Source organism: Winogradskyella sp. HaHa_3_26, assembly GCF_019278425.1.
Taxonomy (GTDB): domain Bacteria; phylum Bacteroidota; class Bacteroidia; order Flavobacteriales; family Flavobacteriaceae; genus Winogradskyella; species Winogradskyella undariae.
The window spans coordinates 3,422,622-3,441,535 of the sequence record NZ_CP058981.1; the positions used below are offsets into that span (position 1 = coordinate 3,422,622).

20 protein-coding genes are annotated in these 18,914 nt (G+C 32.3%); 12 read left to right on the forward strand and 8 right to left on the reverse strand.

Features of this window, described 5'->3' with window-relative positions; all coding sequences use genetic code 11:
• Positions 1–60 precede the first annotated feature (60 nt).
• The 8 genes from H0I32_RS14820 to H0I32_RS14855 form a co-directional block, all read right to left on the reverse strand.
• Complete coding sequence (locus tag H0I32_RS14820; RefSeq protein ID WP_179314282.1) at positions 61–2,310, reverse strand: tetratricopeptide repeat protein; 2,250 nt, start codon at positions 2,308–2,310, stop codon at positions 61–63.
• On the reverse strand, positions 2,307–2,966 hold the full coding sequence (locus H0I32_RS14825; RefSeq protein ID WP_173588624.1) for a DUF1266 domain-containing protein: 660 nt from the start codon (positions 2,964–2,966) through the stop codon (positions 2,307–2,309). Before H0I32_RS14825 ends, H0I32_RS14820 begins: the two co-directional genes overlap by 4 nt.
• Before the next feature lie 3 nt (positions 2,967–2,969).
• The gene (locus H0I32_RS14830) at positions 2,970–5,456 is read right to left on the reverse strand and encodes a hypothetical protein (RefSeq protein ID WP_179314281.1); all 2,487 of its coding nucleotides are present in this window, start codon (positions 5,454–5,456) and stop codon (positions 2,970–2,972) included.
• A 58-nt stretch (positions 5,457–5,514) separates the two neighbouring features.
• The gene (locus H0I32_RS14835) at positions 5,515–6,576 is read right to left on the reverse strand and encodes an SMI1/KNR4 family protein (protein ID WP_179314280.1); all 1,062 of its coding nucleotides are present in this window, start codon (positions 6,574–6,576) and stop codon (positions 5,515–5,517) included.
• Positions 6,577–6,668: 92 nt separating this feature from the next.
• A complete protein-coding gene (locus H0I32_RS14840; RefSeq protein WP_179314279.1) occupies positions 6,669–7,085 on the reverse strand; it encodes a hypothetical protein in 417 nt (138 codons plus the stop codon).
• A gap of 46 nt (positions 7,086–7,131) precedes the next feature.
• The gene (locus H0I32_RS14845; RefSeq protein ID WP_179314278.1) at positions 7,132–8,265 is read right to left on the reverse strand and encodes an adenylosuccinate synthetase; all 1,134 of its coding nucleotides are present in this window, start codon (positions 8,263–8,265) and stop codon (positions 7,132–7,134) included.
• Positions 8,266–9,129, reverse strand: a complete 864-nt coding sequence (locus H0I32_RS14850) for a hypothetical protein (RefSeq protein ID WP_179314277.1) — start codon at positions 9,127–9,129, stop codon at positions 8,266–8,268.
• A gap of 2 nt (positions 9,130–9,131) precedes the next feature.
• Positions 9,132–9,482: a hypothetical protein gene (locus tag H0I32_RS14855; RefSeq protein WP_173588630.1), complete on the reverse strand. Its 351-nt coding sequence runs from the start codon at positions 9,480–9,482 to the stop codon at positions 9,132–9,134.
• A gap of 162 nt (positions 9,483–9,644) precedes the next feature.
• On the opposite strand from H0I32_RS14855, the gene H0I32_RS14860 reads away from it, so the two are divergent.
• From H0I32_RS14860 to H0I32_RS14915, 12 genes are all read left to right on the forward strand, one after another.
• Entirely contained in the window at positions 9,645–10,550 is a 906-nt protein-coding gene (locus H0I32_RS14860; protein ID WP_179314276.1) for a DUF6892 domain-containing protein, read from the forward strand.
• A 21-nt stretch (positions 10,551–10,571) separates the two neighbouring features.
• Positions 10,572–11,108 carry an HD domain-containing protein gene (locus H0I32_RS14865; protein WP_179314275.1) on the forward strand — a complete coding sequence of 179 codons (537 nt, stop codon included), beginning with the start codon at positions 10,572–10,574 and terminating at the stop codon, positions 11,106–11,108.
• 134 nt (positions 11,109–11,242) lie between these two features.
• A complete protein-coding gene (locus H0I32_RS14870; protein WP_179314274.1) occupies positions 11,243–11,884 on the forward strand; it encodes a hypothetical protein in 642 nt (213 codons plus the stop codon).
• Positions 11,885–11,930: 46 nt separating this feature from the next.
• Positions 11,931–13,187: a hypothetical protein gene (locus H0I32_RS14875; protein WP_179314273.1), complete on the forward strand. Its 1,257-nt coding sequence runs from the start codon at positions 11,931–11,933 to the stop codon at positions 13,185–13,187.
• 198 nt (positions 13,188–13,385) lie between these two features.
• On the forward strand, positions 13,386–14,528 hold the full coding sequence (locus H0I32_RS14880; protein ID WP_179314272.1) for a hypothetical protein: 1,143 nt from the start codon (positions 13,386–13,388) through the stop codon (positions 14,526–14,528).
• Positions 14,529–14,604: 76 nt separating this feature from the next.
• On the forward strand, positions 14,605–15,354 hold the full coding sequence (locus tag H0I32_RS14885; RefSeq protein WP_179314271.1) for a DUF1963 domain-containing protein: 750 nt from the start codon (positions 14,605–14,607) through the stop codon (positions 15,352–15,354).
• Between the two features lie 33 nt (positions 15,355–15,387).
• Complete coding sequence (locus tag H0I32_RS14890; protein WP_179314270.1) at positions 15,388–15,810, forward strand: DUF2262 domain-containing protein; 423 nt, start codon at positions 15,388–15,390, stop codon at positions 15,808–15,810.
• Between the two features lie 14 nt (positions 15,811–15,824).
• Positions 15,825–16,544, forward strand: coding sequence for a DUF1963 domain-containing protein (locus H0I32_RS14895; RefSeq protein WP_179314269.1), 720 nt, complete (start codon positions 15,825–15,827; stop codon positions 16,542–16,544).
• 14 nt (positions 16,545–16,558) lie between these two features.
• Positions 16,559–17,080 carry a hypothetical protein gene (locus H0I32_RS14900; RefSeq protein WP_179314268.1) on the forward strand — a complete coding sequence of 174 codons (522 nt, stop codon included), beginning with the start codon at positions 16,559–16,561 and terminating at the stop codon, positions 17,078–17,080.
• 24 nt (positions 17,081–17,104) lie between these two features.
• Entirely contained in the window at positions 17,105–17,860 is a 756-nt protein-coding gene (locus H0I32_RS14905; protein ID WP_179314267.1) for a DUF2314 domain-containing protein, read from the forward strand.
• A gap of 20 nt (positions 17,861–17,880) precedes the next feature.
• Positions 17,881–18,288, forward strand: coding sequence for a hypothetical protein (locus tag H0I32_RS14910; RefSeq protein WP_173588639.1), 408 nt, complete (start codon positions 17,881–17,883; stop codon positions 18,286–18,288).
• A 19-nt stretch (positions 18,289–18,307) separates the two neighbouring features.
• The gene (locus H0I32_RS14915; protein WP_179314266.1) at positions 18,308–18,913 is read left to right on the forward strand and encodes an SMI1/KNR4 family protein; all 606 of its coding nucleotides are present in this window, start codon (positions 18,308–18,310) and stop codon (positions 18,911–18,913) included.
• Position 18,914 lies beyond the last annotated feature (1 nt).

Consider the following 18,914-nt stretch of genomic DNA (forward strand, 5'->3'; position numbering starts at 1 on the left):
ATAAAATAAGTAGGTTATATTTTGAGTGAATTTTCATTTGACGAGCGAAATTAATTACTTTTAAACGAAATAGTCTGCTCTTATTCTAGTTTTCATTTCATTTAACATTTCTAGCTCTCCGTTTTCAAATTCTATATTTCGTTTAGAAACGCTTTCTAGTAAATTATGTTGAAGAAATAAATCATCTTTATAATGTGTTTTTGCAATTTCTAAATGCTCTAATAGGGCTGTTTCAGACGGATTGTCTTTACTTAAATACATGGCATTGTATTTTGTGTAATCTTCTACATTATCCAAACCTTTAGCCATGTTTTTTATAGCTCTTAACATGACATGATATTGGTCTTTTGGGAAATTAATAAATGTTTTTTTAGGATAACTTTGCAATAGATTTTTATACGCAATTTTAGCATCTTTATATCTTTTATCTTGTTGTAAAGTATTGGCATAATCAAAATCTAGTTGCCAATCTCTGGCTTCTGGAACCTCTTTTTTTATGGTTTCACAAAGGGCAATAGTTGTTTTATTATCAAAACCTGCTGTTAAACAATCTAAGGCTAATTTTAAATAACAGGCTTTGTTAGTTGAAAGCTCTGCTGCCATTTTTAAAGATTCGGCCCCAGCAGTATTATCTCTTAACATCCATTGAATAAATCCGTTATTTCTGTACTCACTGAATGTTGTTGGGTTATCTATTAAATCATCGGCAGTGGCTTTACCTAATTCTTCTGGGTGTTCTAAAAACGTATAATAACAAATCCATTGAAAAACGGGTTTTAATTCTGTCGGTAACTGCTCTTGCTCAAAATTATAGATGGCGTATTTATGGCATTCTTCGTAATCTCCCATTTCTACAAGTACTTCAATACACATATTCATTGTACTAAAATAATCCGAATCATCATCCTCATAAAAGTTGATTTCTTCTTGCATATCTTCAAAAAAGGCCGTGTAATTATGGTTTATTCTATGAATATTCATTCGTAAATTATACAACCAAGGCGCAAAAGAATGTTTTGGTAACGGAAAATCTGCAAGCGCTTCATTAATCACCTCTAGCGCTTCGTCAAATCTATGTAATCTAAATAATGCTCGTGCTTGAAAAAATAAGGTTTTAAGCGTTGGTGTTTCTCTGCGATGAAACTGTACAACGATATCTAAAATACCTTGCCAGCTTTCTATTCTACCATTAACCTCTAGTAAATATTGTAAATATTCACTCATTCTTAATCCGTTTCTAAAAGCCTCGTGGTAGGCAACTCCTGTTTGGTTATAGTCTTTGTCAAGGAAATAAGATTTTGCTTTTAGAACATGAAGTAACGGGTTTTTAGGGTTTAAAGCTAAACCGCGTTCTACACAAGCCTCAATAGTTGGTTTGTGTTTTGTATGATAATATCCTGCATTTCCTATCAACACATATTGATGCTGTGCCGATTGCCAACCTGAGTTTGCTAAGGCTTTCATATAGGTTTGATACTCCTCAAAATTGCTGTAGTTTTCCTCTGGAAATTCCGGTTCAGGCGGTGTTGCTACTATTTGAGATACAAAATCATATCTCATAAAATTCTTAGCAAAATCAGCTAATAATAAGCGTGTGTGATCTGTTAAATCGAAATATTTCCATTCTTTATCCCATAGCTTTTTTATTTCTGCCGACCATTTTGACCAAATCTCGACTTGTATCATTGCTAGGTTTTTACCAGCTTGATCTAAACGATCATCTAATTGTAAGCCTTTTAGAACCGTTTTATTATGGGTAGCCGATGCTAAATCTAATAATTCAAAACAATCTGCTTCTTCGGAAGATGCGCATAACTGTTCTAACTGAGCTGATTGAATATCCCAAAGTAATAAACGTGCTTCTGTTAACGCAGGATAACATTCTAAAACATATTTAAGCGTGATAATAGCTTCTTCAAATCGTTTGTCTTCTTGAAGTTTTAACGCGTAATGGATATGTAAGGTTTCATTATATGAATACGTCATTAATGCCGTTTCATATACCCATTCTTTACACTCTTTATAGTAACTACAAACATATTCGTAATCGGAAGGTAATACTTCATTTATATCTATTAAAGCTTGTAAATAAGACTCCATAACGTCCATATTCATTTCTTCAAAAGCACCAAGATAAAGCATGTAAATACGATAATATCTGGCATTATCGGCAAGATTGTTATCTCCTAATACGTCAAAATTTTCTTGAATATTGCTTATTACAGATTGTAAAGGCGCATAAAGGTTAGCTTTATAAAGTGCTTCTGCATGCTCAATTTGTTTTATAACTTCTCTTCTTGTTAAACTCATTTTTTCCATGTTTTAAACCAATCGGCATGTTCTATATGTAAACGTTGGTAGCAGTCCCAAAGCGTCGCTGTTCCTGGAAATTTACTCACATCTTGTTCTGTTGCTCCCAAAGCGTATTCGTCTCCTAAACATACGTTACGATGAAAATCACTCCAACTAGAAAAGGTCGATTTTATAGTGTCGTTAGCTTCTTCTAAACGTAAAATCATTTCATCTGTATTTATAAAACCTAATACGTGACCTAAACGCATTTGAAAAATATAAAAGGCCATTTCGTACCCCATAAGTTTTTCTTTTTTTAGACTAAAGCGGTATTTCCATACCATTTTATAAATGCCTTTGGTTCTTGGGCTTTCTTCGGCATTATATTTGGCATCAAAATCGGTTGTGGTAATCATACGAAACTCTGAAGCCAATTTTTCAAAATTATGAGATACCATTTGTCCGTTTTCATAGCGTTGTAAACTATTGCGTAAGTGCAAACCAGATTTTATGCCAAATAAACTTAAAAGGCGTTTGGCTTGCTTTACATGCATTTGGTTTTCTAAATCGAAACCAGACCAACTTGTTAAATCTGCGTTTTTATAATTTTTCTTTAAAATCAAGGCCGATAAATTTAATTGGTCTTGTATTTCGGGTGTGATCTCTTGTGTCATTTTCTAAGCGTTTAAATCATCAACGACTTGTAATAAAGCCGTCGTTAAATCTTCTGAATAGGCTCCAGATTTTGCCATAGCTTGTAATCCCATACCGTACGAAGGTGCCATTTGAGTGCCTTTTACTAAGTGTATAAATAAACTTCGGCAAAGATTTCCGTAGGTTTCTTGTGCTGTTCCTGGCGCTAAATTGGTGTCTAGTAAAGTCATATAAAGTGCTTGCCCCATCCGTACTTGCATTCCTGTTTCATCATCAAGTAACCAGGTTTTAAATTCTTCTATTTTTTCATCCAAAGGCTGTAAAAGTTCGGTGTCGTAACTTCCAGTTTCACTATAATGTTCTAGATTATGAAGTACAGCATCTACATATTTTTGGTTAATTTCTGTAACTTCCATTTCAATTGTAATGGTTTGAGAATTATTAACAGCTGTGGGTGTTTCTGTGGTTGTTTCTTCTTTAAAATGAAAATTATAAAAAGCTTTAATAGCAGTTACTAATTCTGTTTGATCATTAAAATCGGCTATTGTACTTTGACTATAATCAGAAAGATATTTAGTGGTGTTTACGTTTAGTTTATCTTTTTTTAACGCCCCTAAAAAGTCGGTTAAATACACTTCAATTTCTGTTGAAATTTCAGCTAAAGCGACATTTTCAGAAGCTTTAATTTTACATTTTTTATGAAAAGTGATGATACGATTGATCGCCTTATCTAAGAAATAACTGGTGTCATCTTCACGATCATTAAAATAGGTAGCTGTCCTTACGCCTTGGGTTGTTAAAAGATTAGAAACCCAAACGGCTTCTTGTCTAGAACTGTAATAAAAATCGCCTAAATAATTAAACCACGCTTGAATTATATTTAGTTCTAACGGACGCGCTTCATTGATATAATGTCCGCCAGCAAACGTGTTACAAATTTTGGCCACACAAGCATCAATACTTTTAAGAGCGCCAATTTCGTTTACACGAGAATAATTTCCTGGTTCCGCACATAACGTAATGAGCGTTTTTGTGATTAAAGGCAAGTTTTGTTTTCTAATATCATCTCTAACATCTCTGGTAGAATAGGCCATTTCTAACAAATACAATTGTAAAATCTCTTGTTGTTCTGCGTTGTATAAATTAAATAATTCCTCGCGAGCATCGTAAAACGTACGAACTAAAAACTGATTTAATGGATTTTTAATACTTTCTTTAGTAAAACCATGAAGAAACCCCTTTAAGTTATCTTTAGTTTGAAAAACGTTTTTAATTAAAAATTCACCCGTCATTTGAAAATCCTTGTGATCAAAACGCATTATAGGAAGTTTGCCTTGGCGTTCTTCAATCAATAGATCTGAAAAAATGATATTGTATGTTTCTGTTTGGTTTTTAATACCTGTTTCTGGATGGCATGTATTAAACCAAAACGGAATGCATCGCAGCGGAAGTGCTTCTGCTGTATTTTCTGTGAAAATGAGTTTGCCATAATCTTTAAAAGCTTCCGTATAAAAATTACTTCCGCCATCGGCAGTTAACCAATCTATAAATCTTAAATAGCAAACGTCTAATTGTTCTTGCGGTATATTTTTATCTCGATTATTAAATAATAAGGTATCGCCAGCATCCCAAACTTTAGGACCCAAAGCGGCAATTAACGGATAAAAACCTTCAGCCGTTTTTAAATTAAGTAATTCTAAACTTTTAACGTCTCCAAAAATCAAGCGTTCTTTTATCGCTTTATGTGCTTCGTAAATAACTTCTAAGCTATTATAATAATAGGCTGCTAAATCTGTGGTAAACCAAGGCAACATTAAATCGTAAGCACCAGTAACGTATACGCGACCGACGGGTAATATACGATGAAATTGAGTGATGAATTTACTCCAATCATTCTCAAAAAAATACTGAACAAAATCGTTGTTTATTTTGAACGGAAATTTAGTAATCGTTTTATCTGACTGGACAACGGAATATGTTTCGTTTAAAATTTGATATCTAATACAAAACTGAATTAAAAAATCAGAACTCAATACATCTCGAATATCAAAAATCCGGTCGATTAAAAAGCGGGCGATAGGAAGAGAGGCTTCCGATTCACTTTGTACTAGCATTTTTAAAACCTGAAAAATTTGTGTTTTTAAATCTTCAGAAACGGCATCGGTTTGTAAATAACTTAGACTAAAATTTAAAAACTCGACGAGCTTATTCGTGCTTTTTTCATCAGGAAATAATCCTTTTTGTAATAGTGGGTACCAAGACCCAACAAGCTCTAAACCTTCCTGTTCATTGGCAAAAACCTTAGGGTGAAAATAGAGGTGTTGCGCTGTGTTTTCTGTAAATTCATCAGTTACACCTTCGTGTTTACTACTGTTTACAGCATTTCTGTAAACATCGGTATCTGTAGCGTCCATTATCTCTAAAACTTGAAGCATTGCTTTTACTTCAGGTGGGGCTAATGATTCTAACTTTAATTTTGGTACTATTTTTTCTTTAAAAATCGCAGACATGTGCTGGGTATTATTCAAATTATATTGTAATGTGTTTTATTCTTTTTAGGATGATTCTCTATTCGACATAAAACCATTCGTTTTCTTCAATTTCGCCTTCGTTACCCATTAAACTTTTCAAGAAGGTATTTAAATCTTCGGCTTCAATATATCCAATTTCCTGATCAGCTCCATAACGAATAATTTGTCCGGCTTTTCCTTTTGTATTTGGTGCAAAATCGAAAGCTAAAAAATTACCGTTTTGTAAATCGAAAAACGGAATCCAATAGGGTGTGGTGTACATTAATAAGGCTTTTCCTTGGTTTGTAGAATAGGTATCGAACAAGTCTTCTTGCGTCCAATCATCGTAAATGTCTTTCCACTGTTTCCATTCTTTATAAATATCATCTGCGCCCATTATAGCACATCTATCAATACCATTATGCAACGTTAAGTATTCTTTTATTATTGTAGGAAAAGGAAAACCGGCCTCTTTTTCAAACTGAGCATAAATCGCGTCATTACTATTCGGTGGATTTAATTTTAATTTTTTTTCTGTGATTAAAGCGATAAAAGATTGTGTAACCTCTTTCATATTAATTTCAGCTTCTAACTGAATAAAAGGCTTTAAGAAATCGGCTTTTTCTTTTGCTAATTGTTCTGCTATAAATTGATTAGGAATAAATTCATTAATAAAAGCACCTGTGTTGTCTTGAAACGTAATATCTTTAAAATTAGAAACAGGCTGAGAACTATACAAACTCGTACTAAAGTTATAAACAGATTCTACAAAATTTTTAACGACGTCATCACTTCTAAAACGCTGAATATTTATAAACCATGCTTTAAATAGTGGCGTATTTTCTATTTCAAAAGTAGCAACAGTTCTGTCTTCTAAAAATCCAATTCCGTAAAATTTGGTATTAAATTTATAATCTGGTGTAATAAGTGATAGTTTGAATAATTTTTTCCCAGAGCGGGTTTCAATAGCCTCTAAAAGTGCATCTCTAAACGTAAAAGAATTCTTGTAATGTTTTGGATCTTCAAGAGTTGGAAGTGTCTCTATTTTGATAGGTTCAAAATTGAAATCATCCCATTTTAATAATTTGAAATCTTCTGAATACGTTACGTAATTATTCATGTTTTCTTAATTTTTGGCAATGCTAAAGTACTCTAGAAAACTAAAATTTTTATCCCTGAAACTAGTGATTTTATAAAAATGAAGGTATTGGTTTAAAACCTAATCTTACTTTTTAAAATGTCTTCTAATAATGGAAATTGTGTTGGTTCAATTTGACTGACCTGAATTCTTATCTTTTTTTCTTTTTCATTCGGGTTTTGATAGGTGATAATCATAACCTTTCTCTCAACAACATAAGATTTAAGGGCACTATAAGATACCTCTTTTTTACCTATAATTCCGGCTTGAAATACAAAGTGATGTTCTGAAAATTTAAACACTTTAAGATTTTTGTTGAAGGCATATAGACTAAAAAATATTATACAAAATGCTATTGGAAAGACTATTTCTATTGATGTCGCTTGTAGAGTTATTAGGCTTAGTCCTATCATAAATAGTGCAAAAATCAAAGGTTTGTTTTTTGCTTTAGAACTTAGTTCAATTTCAGATTTAGTGTTTGTTTTGTGCATACTTTATAATATATCTTCTTAGATATTGTATTATGGTTTTATAAAATCAATTTTGAAGTTTCTCTATGCATTCTCGTCTAGGGCCGTAACTTCCATAAATAGTATTGAATGTTGTATCTAATTTTTGAAGTAAATTCACGTAAGAAAAACCAGGTAACTGGTCGAGACAGGTAATCATTACATGCTTTTGAGTTTTTAAATCCTGATGATGAATGGCATCAGAACTTAAAGCATAATTAAGTAATACTGGATCTAAAGCTTGTGTTCTAAACTCCCCTTGAAACTCGTTAGTTACATTCGCTTCATTTTCATTATTCTGAAGTGAAACAGGTTTTGTGTTAGACATTGGTCCGTTGCCATGTCGTGTTTGGTAACAGCGCGTCACGTAATAAATATCTATTTCTACTTCAGCTTTTAAATGTGTTTTTATAAGCTGAATAGCGTTTTTAGAAGTGGTATAACTCCACGTGGTATGCGGATGAAAACCATGTTGTGTATCTAATAAAATACCTTGACTGCCTTCAAAAATAAAATGCTCGAATGTTTTTTTTAACTCTGAAAGAGAGGTTAAACTATAATACTTTTTAATATCTAAACAACTGTCAGTAAAATAATCTTCGTTGTAATCTTTAAGTTCGTTTTTGTAATAATCTTGAATCGATTTTGGCTGACTTTCTAGTTTCGTTTCATAATACAATTTTATACTTTCTAAACGTTGTTTTAAAATCCATTGAAATTGTAAGTCGTTAGCATAAAGATATACTTCTGCTTTATTTCTAGCGATGGTTGTACCGAAACCCAAGCCGCAAGAGCCGTGATTTTGTTGTTTTTCAATCGCTCTATTATAAGCAATATCGTAAAACGTAGTAATCATCGCCAATGGATGAAAATACAATTTTGGCTTGTAGGTTTTTAAGAAATCACCTTCGTCTAAAATGGCAGGAGGAAATAGGGTAGTGTGCTTCGAATAATACGTTGGCACACCCAATAAAGTCCCAGAACCAAAATTACTGAACGTATGGGTAAGCGTGTCTGTACTCACGGTATGCCCAATTTGATGACCTCCTGAAAGCCGAACCACTAAACTTTCTTTAGGATTTTGTGATGCCAGAAAATCGGTCGTTAACCCTTTTCCAGCATCACCAAAACCTAAATCTATAACCAAACTACACTTTGTCATTTATAGCATATTTTCTACTTCTGTAGTGTCAGAAGACGTATTTGTATTTATTGTAGCACTATATGGTTTATGATTTTGAATCACCACCTCTGCAATACGTTTTGCTACGGTTTTAAAATCAGGAACTTCTATAAAGTTTTCTCCCAAAAGTGTCTTCCAATTACCTTTACGACTATCTTGTTTTGACCATTCGTTATGCTCTAAATGCATATGGAAAACATTATATTTTTCTTGTGCTTCTGTAATAATAGCTTCTGTAGTTATGGTTTCTGCTTCATTTGTACAGGTATATCTTTTAATGATTTCGGCTGGAATAGTAGGGAAAACAGGTTCATCACCAATGGTAAATAAAAAGCCTTTTTGTTGTCTTATTTCCCAACAATCAATAGCGGTATGACGTGCAGCAAACAAATGTGCCAAGTTATACCCTTCTTGATTGTTTCCGCCACCGCCACCTTCTAAATAGACGCGTGTTAACCAACGGTCTAACAATTCTGCAGACGATTCAAACTGTCCAACTTGTAAAGGTGCACTATCATAAATAAAATCGCCAATCCCTAAAAATAGTACTTGCGGATCTTCAATTCCAGCTTCCATTAATGAGCCAATAAGATCTGGTAAGGCTTCTTTCACAATATGTTCTGGTACAAAACCCATACTTCCAGTAACATCTAGAGCGACAATAATAGATACTGTTTCAGGATGTTCTTCAGAATCTCTCGATTCTCTTACGACTGCTTTTGTAGGATCCATTTCTGGATCTATGTGTCTGGATGTAAATATTTCTTCTCTAGACTTGTTACCATAGTCTTTCATTTTTCGTAAACGCTTATAGGCGTCGTTACTAAATCTTCCTCCTCCCATAATTATAGTTCATTTATTATTCCACCAAATAAGTGTGTATAGCGCTTTTTGGCTAATTCTAATTTAATTTCAAAATTTCTAATTTTCACTGACATTTCTAAGTCTTTGGCTACATAATCTTTGGCATCAAAATCTGAAGCTAAGACCAAACTATTTGCATCTGTAGGGCTCATATCTAGCATATTTTCTTGCTCACGTTTTAAACGTTTTAAAGACAAAGCTAAATCTTCTGTTTCGCGTTTGTACATGAGTTGTGCATCTTCTGCAATAGCATTGGCACGATCATCTCTTATTTTTTCGTTGTTACGTTTTAAGGATTCTAAAAACGCAGCACTTTTAACTTGGTCTTCCATAAAAAAGGTTTTAAGCAAAGTTAAAAGAAGCTATTGTTTTTTTTATCCCTGATAACCGTGATATTGTTTTGAGCTTTCTTATTCCGAATAAAAAATCACGGAAAACAGCCATTTAAACTCTTGAGGATGTTGTTATCTTTGGTCTTTTAAAAGCATGTAATTATGACGACAATACATTTATCTTCAACAGGTTTAAAAATTAATTTAGTGTCTATAGAATTTCCAGTTTCAATAGAAACTTTAAAAGATGGTTTAGATGCGAATTACAGAAGTGTAAAACTAAAAGAGAATACCATTTTTACTTGGGATAATTTAGGGATTTTAGGCTATTCAGGCGATGGAGAACATATCGATTCTCTAACGTTAGAGTTAGAACCTGATGCTTTCGATTTTTGTCCGAAAACCAAGTTCTCTGGAACATTTTATTTTAATGATGAAGAGATTATAAATTATTATAAAACGCATAAAGCAGAGCATATTGCGCTTTTTGAAGGTGATGATTGTGGTGCTTTAGTACTGAATAATATGAGTGCTTGGTTTGATGTTAATGATAACCGTATTAGTGCCATTGAAATAAGTACTTATGAAATTTATAACCGTTGGGAAGGTATTCCGGAAGATAAGTACAGTATTAAACCACTGAATGAAGAAGAAATCACCTTTGTAGATTTTGGATTTAAACTGTCAATTATTGAAGAACTGATGTATGTTAAAGGATTATTAAAACCTCTATTTGATATACACGAATTTGCAAGATGGTATAAAGAACGTGACATTGATATTAATGAAGAAGGCTACGAGCCGATTGCAGAAGTAGAGCAATATTTTAAAGATTTACCCATCCCAAAACGTTTAGCTTCAGAAATCACGGAGATTTATCAAGATGGTGGAAACGATATTTATATGAATTTATCTCCATTTTCAGGTGGGGCAGTAGAATATTGGGATATAGAATCTGCAGAAGATGCTAAACAGTTTCCTAATTTAAAAAAAGCAACATTATGTTATGCTAAAGATTGTGTTTATGATGAGTTTTCAGCACTAGGAATTGATGCAGAATCATTATAGAATATTAATAAATTAAAGCCTATGATTCAAGATTTATATCAAAAAGCCATACAATTTGCAGGAGAAAAACATCACGATCAAAAGGTGCCAGGAAGTAATTCAAATTATGTATTGCATCTCTCTAATGTGGCGATGGAAGTTTTAATGGCTTATCAAAACGAACCAGATTTTAATTTGGCTTTTGCCATACAATTAGCATTATTACACGATACGCTTGAAGATACTGATACGAGTTTTAATGATATAGAAGCTACATTTGGTCTTAGTATAGCCGAGGGTGTGCAAGCGTTAACTAAAAATAATACCATTCCGACTAAAAGCGAGCGTATGCTTGATAGTTTAAATCGAATAAATAGTTTAGAGAAAGAAGTTGGTCTTGTAAAATTAGCAGATAGGATTACAAATTTACAGCAACCCCCAAGCTTATGGAACCCTGAAAAGATAAAAGCTTATCACGAAGAAGCCATTTTGATTGCATTTAAACTTCAAGATAAAAATAACTATTTAAATGTCAGGCTTCAATTTAAAATTGATGATTATGCAAAGTATGTTCATTAGGCGTGAGAGGCTTTTTTTAGTAACGAAAAAATGAAACAGGCTAAATTCAGTAAAAATAAATCTCACTAGTTTCAGGGATAAAACAAAAAAGTATTAATTCTAATTTTGTCTTGTAAAATAAAAACAACAAGATAATGGGATTAACAATTACAAGTGGAATATTAGTAGATTTCAAGGAAAATGAACCAAAAGGTTACGAAGCTTATAAAACATACTTCAACAATATAAATATAATATTGGCAAAGAATAATGTAACACCTCACCAAGAACCAGATGTTTTAGAAAGGGCACCTCTATCCTCAGGCGGTTTTCCTTATAGTTTTTTGCATTATTTAAGACGTTTTGCTGCACATGTATGGGAGAATGAAGGTAATGATAATTGGAAGCCAACACTTTTTTCACAAGATGATGAGCCTGGTGCAGATTCTATTTTAGAAGACCACTATTCTTATATGTCTAGTCATCTTTTAACACATTCAGATTCAGAAGGTTTTTATATTCCAGTAGAATTACCAGAAATTCTTTTTGACAACGATGAAGCACCCGTTCCTGGGGCAATGATTGGTTCTTCTTACGATCTTTTAAGGGAATTAAAAAGTCTTTCAAAACATTTAGGGATTACATTAAACGAAAATGATATTGTTTCAAATTTACCAGAATTGAATGAGAAAATTCAAGCTAAAGGTGATTTTTGGGTAGAGACATTGGTTTGTGCTACACTTTTAGATGCTGCAAAATTTAGCATCACTAACAACACAGCTATCGTTTTTAATTAAATAGAAACGCTTTAGACTAAAGGTATTTCTAAGTAAAAAGGGACAAATGGAGTTAACAAGTAAAAATATAGAAAACACTAAAGAAGACTGGAATAGTTTAGGAAGTAAATATGCTTCTGATGTTAATAAAATGGTTGCATTTGGTGAAACTAACGGATGGGAAAATTGGAAAGGGGAAGAACCTAAAGATGAAAGAGATCATTTGGCAGGTATGGTCTATCAACTTTTAAAAGAAGCTAACAAAAATAATACGGTTGCTCAATTTAGAATAGATTTTCCGCCTGCTCACACGCCTTTTGTTCAGTTTATGAAAGATAAAGGACAAAGTGTAGAGCAATTACATTTTATAGATCATCAGAAAATTGTTTTTTTAACAGGAACAGCTTATCAAAAAAGACAAGCTTATCTTCTTAAAGACAGTGAGACTTTAGAGCTTGATTCGTCTATAAGTGCTATAGGAAAGTCTAAGCAAAATCATGTTTTTGCCATAGCAGCAAATAATACGATTGTAACTACACAAGGTTGGGAAGGTGAAATTATTGCAACTTTTACTTTAGATAAAGCTAAAAATATAGGGATTACAGAATTGATTCCTTTTAACGACGGACTTAAAGTTCTTTTAGTATCATCAGACGGTATTTACATTATTTCAAACGCTATTGAAAATTTAATTCATCCTTTACCAGACCCAGAAGATGATGAGTGGGAGCCTTATTTGGATATGGAAAATGCAACGCTTTCTAATGATAATAAGTATATCGTTGTGGGCGATCAGTGTTACGATCATAGAATTTTAGATCAGAATGGTACTGAAATTGGGGAAATTGGTCCGCAATCTGATTACCCCGATTTTTGTCTTTTTTCTAAAGACGATAAACAGTTAATTACAAATTCGTGTCACTTTTATAACGGTATAACTATTGGTGTAGATACTTCAAGTTTAAAAAACCTTAGTATACCTGCTTATGACGGAAGTGAAGATTGTACAACTATAGATTCGGAAATGAGAGTTTATTGCGGCGTTTCTACTTCGGAATTCTATATTTTAGGAGATGCATTCGGGTATATTAGAGCTGTAGATACCAAGGGTAATTGTATTTGGAGATATTTTTTAGGATCTACAATTACAGGTATTACCATTTCTGAAGATGAAAAGACGCTGTGGGTTGGTTCTGCTTCAGGAATGCTTCATAAACTACAACTAGAAAAAGGGCTTAGAGATAAACACACTATAGGGACTGGTAATCATTACGAAGAATTTAGGCTTGTTTTATGGAAAGATGAACCTATAATGAAATGGTAAAAAGGAATCCATAATTATTTCACTTTACTAATCGTATTTAGAGAAAAAAGCACGTCTATAAAAGCGTGCTTTTTTTGTTGTTTATTAGTTAGAAAATAAAACAACCTGAATTCAGTATGTATAAATCTCACTAGTTTCAGGGATAAAATAATAGAGTGTTAGTTCTAATTTTGAACTGTAAAACAAACACATTCAAAAATGAAAAATACTCTACTTTATTTCACGTTAATATTAGGCCTATTTTCTTCTTGTAGCAAAAAAAGTTATACAGCTTTATATAAAGAAGGTAGTACATTAACAGCTAATGAAACTCAATATCATTTGTCTAAAAACCTTTTAAAACTAGAGGTGATTTATACGCTAAATGAACCAAGAGTTTCTATAAATGGAATAGATCAAGCATTAACATCAAGTTCTACTAAAGTTACGATTGAAGATCCTATTAAAATCACAAAACTTTTAGTTGCAGATCAGTCACAAACATTTGTGGTTACCGGAAAGCAATTGTCCGAAACCTCATTTGTAAATACGGGAATAAATGGAAAAAACAGTATTCAAAAACAAACCATAAGTATTCCTTCTTCAGAAATAATGGCACGTAATACATTGCCAGTAGCTTCGCTTACAGATTCTAATATTGAAGCAGAAGCATATTCTGCAATTTTAGAAATGAACGATAAATTAGATAAGATTACGACTAAAGATGAGGCAGAATTAGCTTTGAATTTAATCTCTTTCTATAAAAGCCAGTTCAAAATGTTAAATGAAGATTTTAAGCCTTACGTTAAAAAATCGAAAATAAAATACACTGTAATTATAGATCCAACAGCATTATATTCTGAAGAAAATCGTTGGTCTAATACTAAAGATGATAAGATTTATCATACCATTTATCCAAAGCATATTTTTGAAAGTAAAGGTGTGTTAAAGGATATTTTAACATTAGAAATTCCAAAACCAGAAGCTTCGCTAGCATCTCAGTTAGAAATAGAAGAAGGTATAGAAGGTGTTGTTTATCGTAGTCCATCTACAGTGAATTTTACCTTATCGCTGAAAGATGTTTTTGTTGCATCAGATTCTTTAGCATTAGCGCAGTCCGGAACTGTTAAAACAATTTCAATTAAAGATTTAGAAAATAACGAAGGCGTAGCAATACAATTATTCAAGTCTAAAAATTTAGAAAACACTCAAGAATTTCAAGAAAAAATAGAGCCATTAGATTTTGATTATAATGATACTATAGAATCATCACAAGAAGTAATTAAAAGTGAGTACAAAGAAAAATTAAAACATATAGATTTGTTAATAAATAAACTTCAAGAACGTCAAGCAGAATTATAATATCACTGAAAACCGTTACTCAAAAACCTAAGCAAAGCTTCATTTTTGTAAGATATCAATAATAAAAAATAACTTTATGGACAAAGCTAAATTTGAAGAGATAGTTAAAATTGAAAAATACGATTTATATAAAAAAGAAGCGTATTTAAGATCTGTAATGTTACCCTCTATTAAAATAGTAGGAGAAAATCGCAGTAAAGAAAATGTAGGTTTAAGTAAACAAGGAGGCTATCCAGAAGTACCTGAAGATTTTGAATGGCCTAAACACGAGTTTGGTGATTATCGTTTTGCATTACAAATTAATTTAAGTGAAATTAAATTTGAAACGCCACTACCAAAAACAGGAATGTTAAGCTTTTTTATTGCTAATGATGATGACAAAAATGTATTTTTTGGAGCAAAAGATTATGCGAAAGTCTATCATTTTGAAGAAGGTACACCTTTAAAAACCTATGTAAATCCTAATTTAGATTACTTCTATGTAGATCATTGTATACGCATTGATTTACTCGAAAATGTAGATATACCTTACAGAGAAGAGTTATACAAAGATAAAGGATTAAATAAAAGGCAACTAGATTACGTTTGTAGCAAAGTACCAGATATGGTAAGCAAAAAAACGTTCAGCTATTTATTTGGATACCCATATTTCAACACCTTAGCTTATGATCCTCGTAAAACTGATGAATGGACGTCTTTACTTACTTTGCGATGGAATAATGTTTTTTCTTGGGACTGGGATATGGATGAGTTTCTAATGTTTTTTATTGAAAAAGATAAACTTGCCAAAGGAGATTTCTCTAACGTTAGAACCGATTTAGGTTAATATCATAAGTTTATTTATTTATAAATTATTCTAATGAAAATAACCAAAGATACGCTCAAAAAAGATCCACGAAGCGAAGATTGTTATAGAACAACAATTTTATTTGGGCAAAATAAAATTGATATCAGCCTAAATATCGAAGACATTAATTTAGATGACATGATTGCTTTAGGAAATTCATTTTTAGAAGATTTTGAAGATAAAAAAAAAGCCACAGATGAAATCGTAAATGCGTTTTACGAAAATTACAATGAAAACTGGGTCGATGAAGACAATGGATATCCAGAATTAAGCAAGCCAGAATTCAGACAAAAATTAACCATAACAGCTATTCATTTTTACGCCAAAGATTTGATAGATGTCATTTATAATGAAGATGGAATGTTCGGGAATCATTATTTAATCGCGCAATCTTACGATGGTGAAAATTTTGACGATAGCACCATGTTTGGTTAAAAAAAACACGAAAAATGACAGTAAAAGATCTTAAAAATAAAATATCTAAACCGGTTACTAAATTTAACACAGGTGGCTTTAGACCCAAAAATACGATTGAAGAAAGTTGGATAGGTAAAGTCTTTGCTTATAATGAAGATGAAGACATTCCGTTAGATAAAAACGGAGATCAAATGTTTCCGTTGGCGCAATTTTACCTTCCTAATTTGCCTTACGTTCATCCAAGTCTTAAGGATACCAAACTCATCACTGTTTTTGTTTCTGCAGAATGGCCAGAATGTTTTGAAGATATGGGAGACCATTGGGTGATAAGAGAATATAACAACTTAGAAAATATTCAAATTAAAAATATAGAAAATTCAGACTCGTTTATAAATGCTTTTCCGTTACACGCAGAATTAGACGAAAATGATTTCCCGTTATGGGATGGTGGCGGTTTATCTCTAGAAGATGAAGCAGAAATTTTAAAACTAGAAGACGAAGGTGTTATCGACGATTATTTTGATATCACAGATGAAATTACAGCACATATTTACGACCACAAAATAGGTGGTTATCCTTCTTTTTGTCAATCTGGAATAGGCGATGCTGATGGTTTTGGAAAAGGCTTTCAGTTTGTGTTTCAAATTTCATCAGATGAAAAAGCAAATTTTAACGTGGTAGATAATGGTAGTTTAATGTTTGCTAAAAATAACGACACCAAACAGTGGAGTTTGTATTACGATTTTTATTAATTGAAAATTTCAAAATGGAAAACATAAAAATTGAACAGGCCTACCAAAATACATTTTCAGGTTTAACCATGTATTATAGAGATTGTGAGCTTTCAGAGGATTTAGTGACGCGTTATAAGGTAGATCAAATTATACAAGAACGTGGTTTTACAGATGTCTCTAATCAAGCAGAAGGTTTAGCTAAAAATGTACGCTTTGCTATCGCCTCTAATTCGGCTTCTAACTTAGGAGAAATAAATCCGGATGTAGCAAAATATGGGTTTCATTTAATTGCTTCTGGAGCTTATTTTAAAGTGCTAGATATTTATACAATTGAGAATAAAATACAGATAATGCTAATGCATTTTAATGAAGCCTATTTAGAAATTTTCAACAGTACTAAATCTAACATAGAAGACAAAATAGTACTTGTGGGTAGAAAAAGTTTAGATACCAAAATAGAAATGCAACCTAATGCTATTTTGAATAACGAAGAATGGACAGTACGTACGCAACACCCTATCGGAATGTCTGAAACAGGTACATTCTTTCTTTAAAAACATAAATAAAAAACAATTACTATGAGTCAAGATAACAATATCGTTTTTGCTAAACAAAACGAAAAAATGAAAGCGGCTTACCTTAAAGCACAAGACACGTTTAACTATTTCTGGAGAGAAATATATTGGGAAGCAAAACGTGTGGTTCCTGCACATAATTTAGCGTTGGTAAAAATTCCTTTTCAACAAATGGCTGAAGGTGATGACCAACCTACTGTAGAACATATGTGGATTAGCGAAATAGCTTTTGATGGAGAACATATTACTGGTGTTTTAATGAATTCACCTAACCTATTAACCAATGTTGCAGAAGGTGATACGGTAACTAGAAAAATTTCAGAAATATCAGATTGGATGCTAGCTATAGACCGAAAAACTTATGGCGGTTACACCATACAAGTCTTACGTTCGGATATGACGGAAGAAGCAAGAAAGCAACACGATGAGGCTTGGGGATTAGATTTTGGAGACCCTAACCATATTCTAGTGGCTTATCAGCAAGAAGACAATGAAGAAAACCTTATTGAACACCCAATGAGTAAAGTAATGGAACAACCTGCTAGAGATTATTTTGAAGCTAATCTAGACGTAGTAAAGGCTGTAGATGAAAACGGGGTTACTAGATTACACACAGAAACTATTGCAGGAAACAAAACAGCAGTAGATATTTTATTGGAATTAGGCGCGGATAAAACGGCTAAAACCAATACAGGTAAAACCGCTTTAGACTTTGCTACGGCTTTAAATTGGTCACACCTTATACCTGTTTTAAAATAATGTAACGCATCATTTTTGAAATGAAAACCACATTTACATCCATTTTTATAGGAATTTTATCCATACTTGCACTTTCTTGGTTGTTTATTAACCATCAGGAAGATGTAAGCATGGATTTAATTTTTGATAAAAAAATTATAGATGGAGACCTTGTTTTTCGCTCTGTAAATACTGGAACTTTAGACGCAACACATTATAATGAATTTGGAATTATTGAAAAATCTTTAGGAAAACTATATGTTTGGGATAACCAAAATACAATGAAAAGAAGTTTTCAAGACTGGGTGAAAGAAGGAAACGGAGGGCATATTAAAGTTTATAGTATAAAATCTTCAAACTTTAATATCAATACCTTAGAACTTCAAAACGGAACTTATAGCCATGTTATGAATTCTGAAGCCTTAGAGTTCGTAACTGAGAGTAAGTGAAAAATTTAAAAAATCTAAAATGGATACGATAGCAAATAAATACATAGCAACACTCAAATGCGCTTATTATAATGCAAAAGGAAAAGACATTTGGGATCATTTTGAGAGCATAAAACACGGTGCTGCATCCGAGCATTTAGATCAGGTAAAACTCATCTTTCCTGAGGTTCCTGAAGCACTATTGCATTTACTAACGTTTGTAGATGGCACGTATTGGAGAACTTATGGTGATGACGATATTATTTTGTTCTTTTTAGGTTCAGACATGGCTGAATATCCGTATTATTTATTGTCTTCAGAACAAATTATTGAAAATGAAAATGTAGCAGCAAGCTATTATTCAGATTATATAGAAAGAGCTTATGAAGGTGTCGATATTGATGAAAAAATCACTAATAAATCAGAAAATCTAAAGTGGCTTCATTTTTCAGATTGTATGAATAATGGCGGAACGTCTCAGTTGTTTATCGATTTTAGTCCTTCCGAAAAAGGAACAAAAGGACAAGTTGTGCGGTTTCTTCACGATCCAGATGAATTTAAAGTAATAGCAGATAGTTTTGAAGACTATTTACAAATGATGATGGATAATGAAATAGGGTTTATTAATGAGGATAATTTAGAATAAA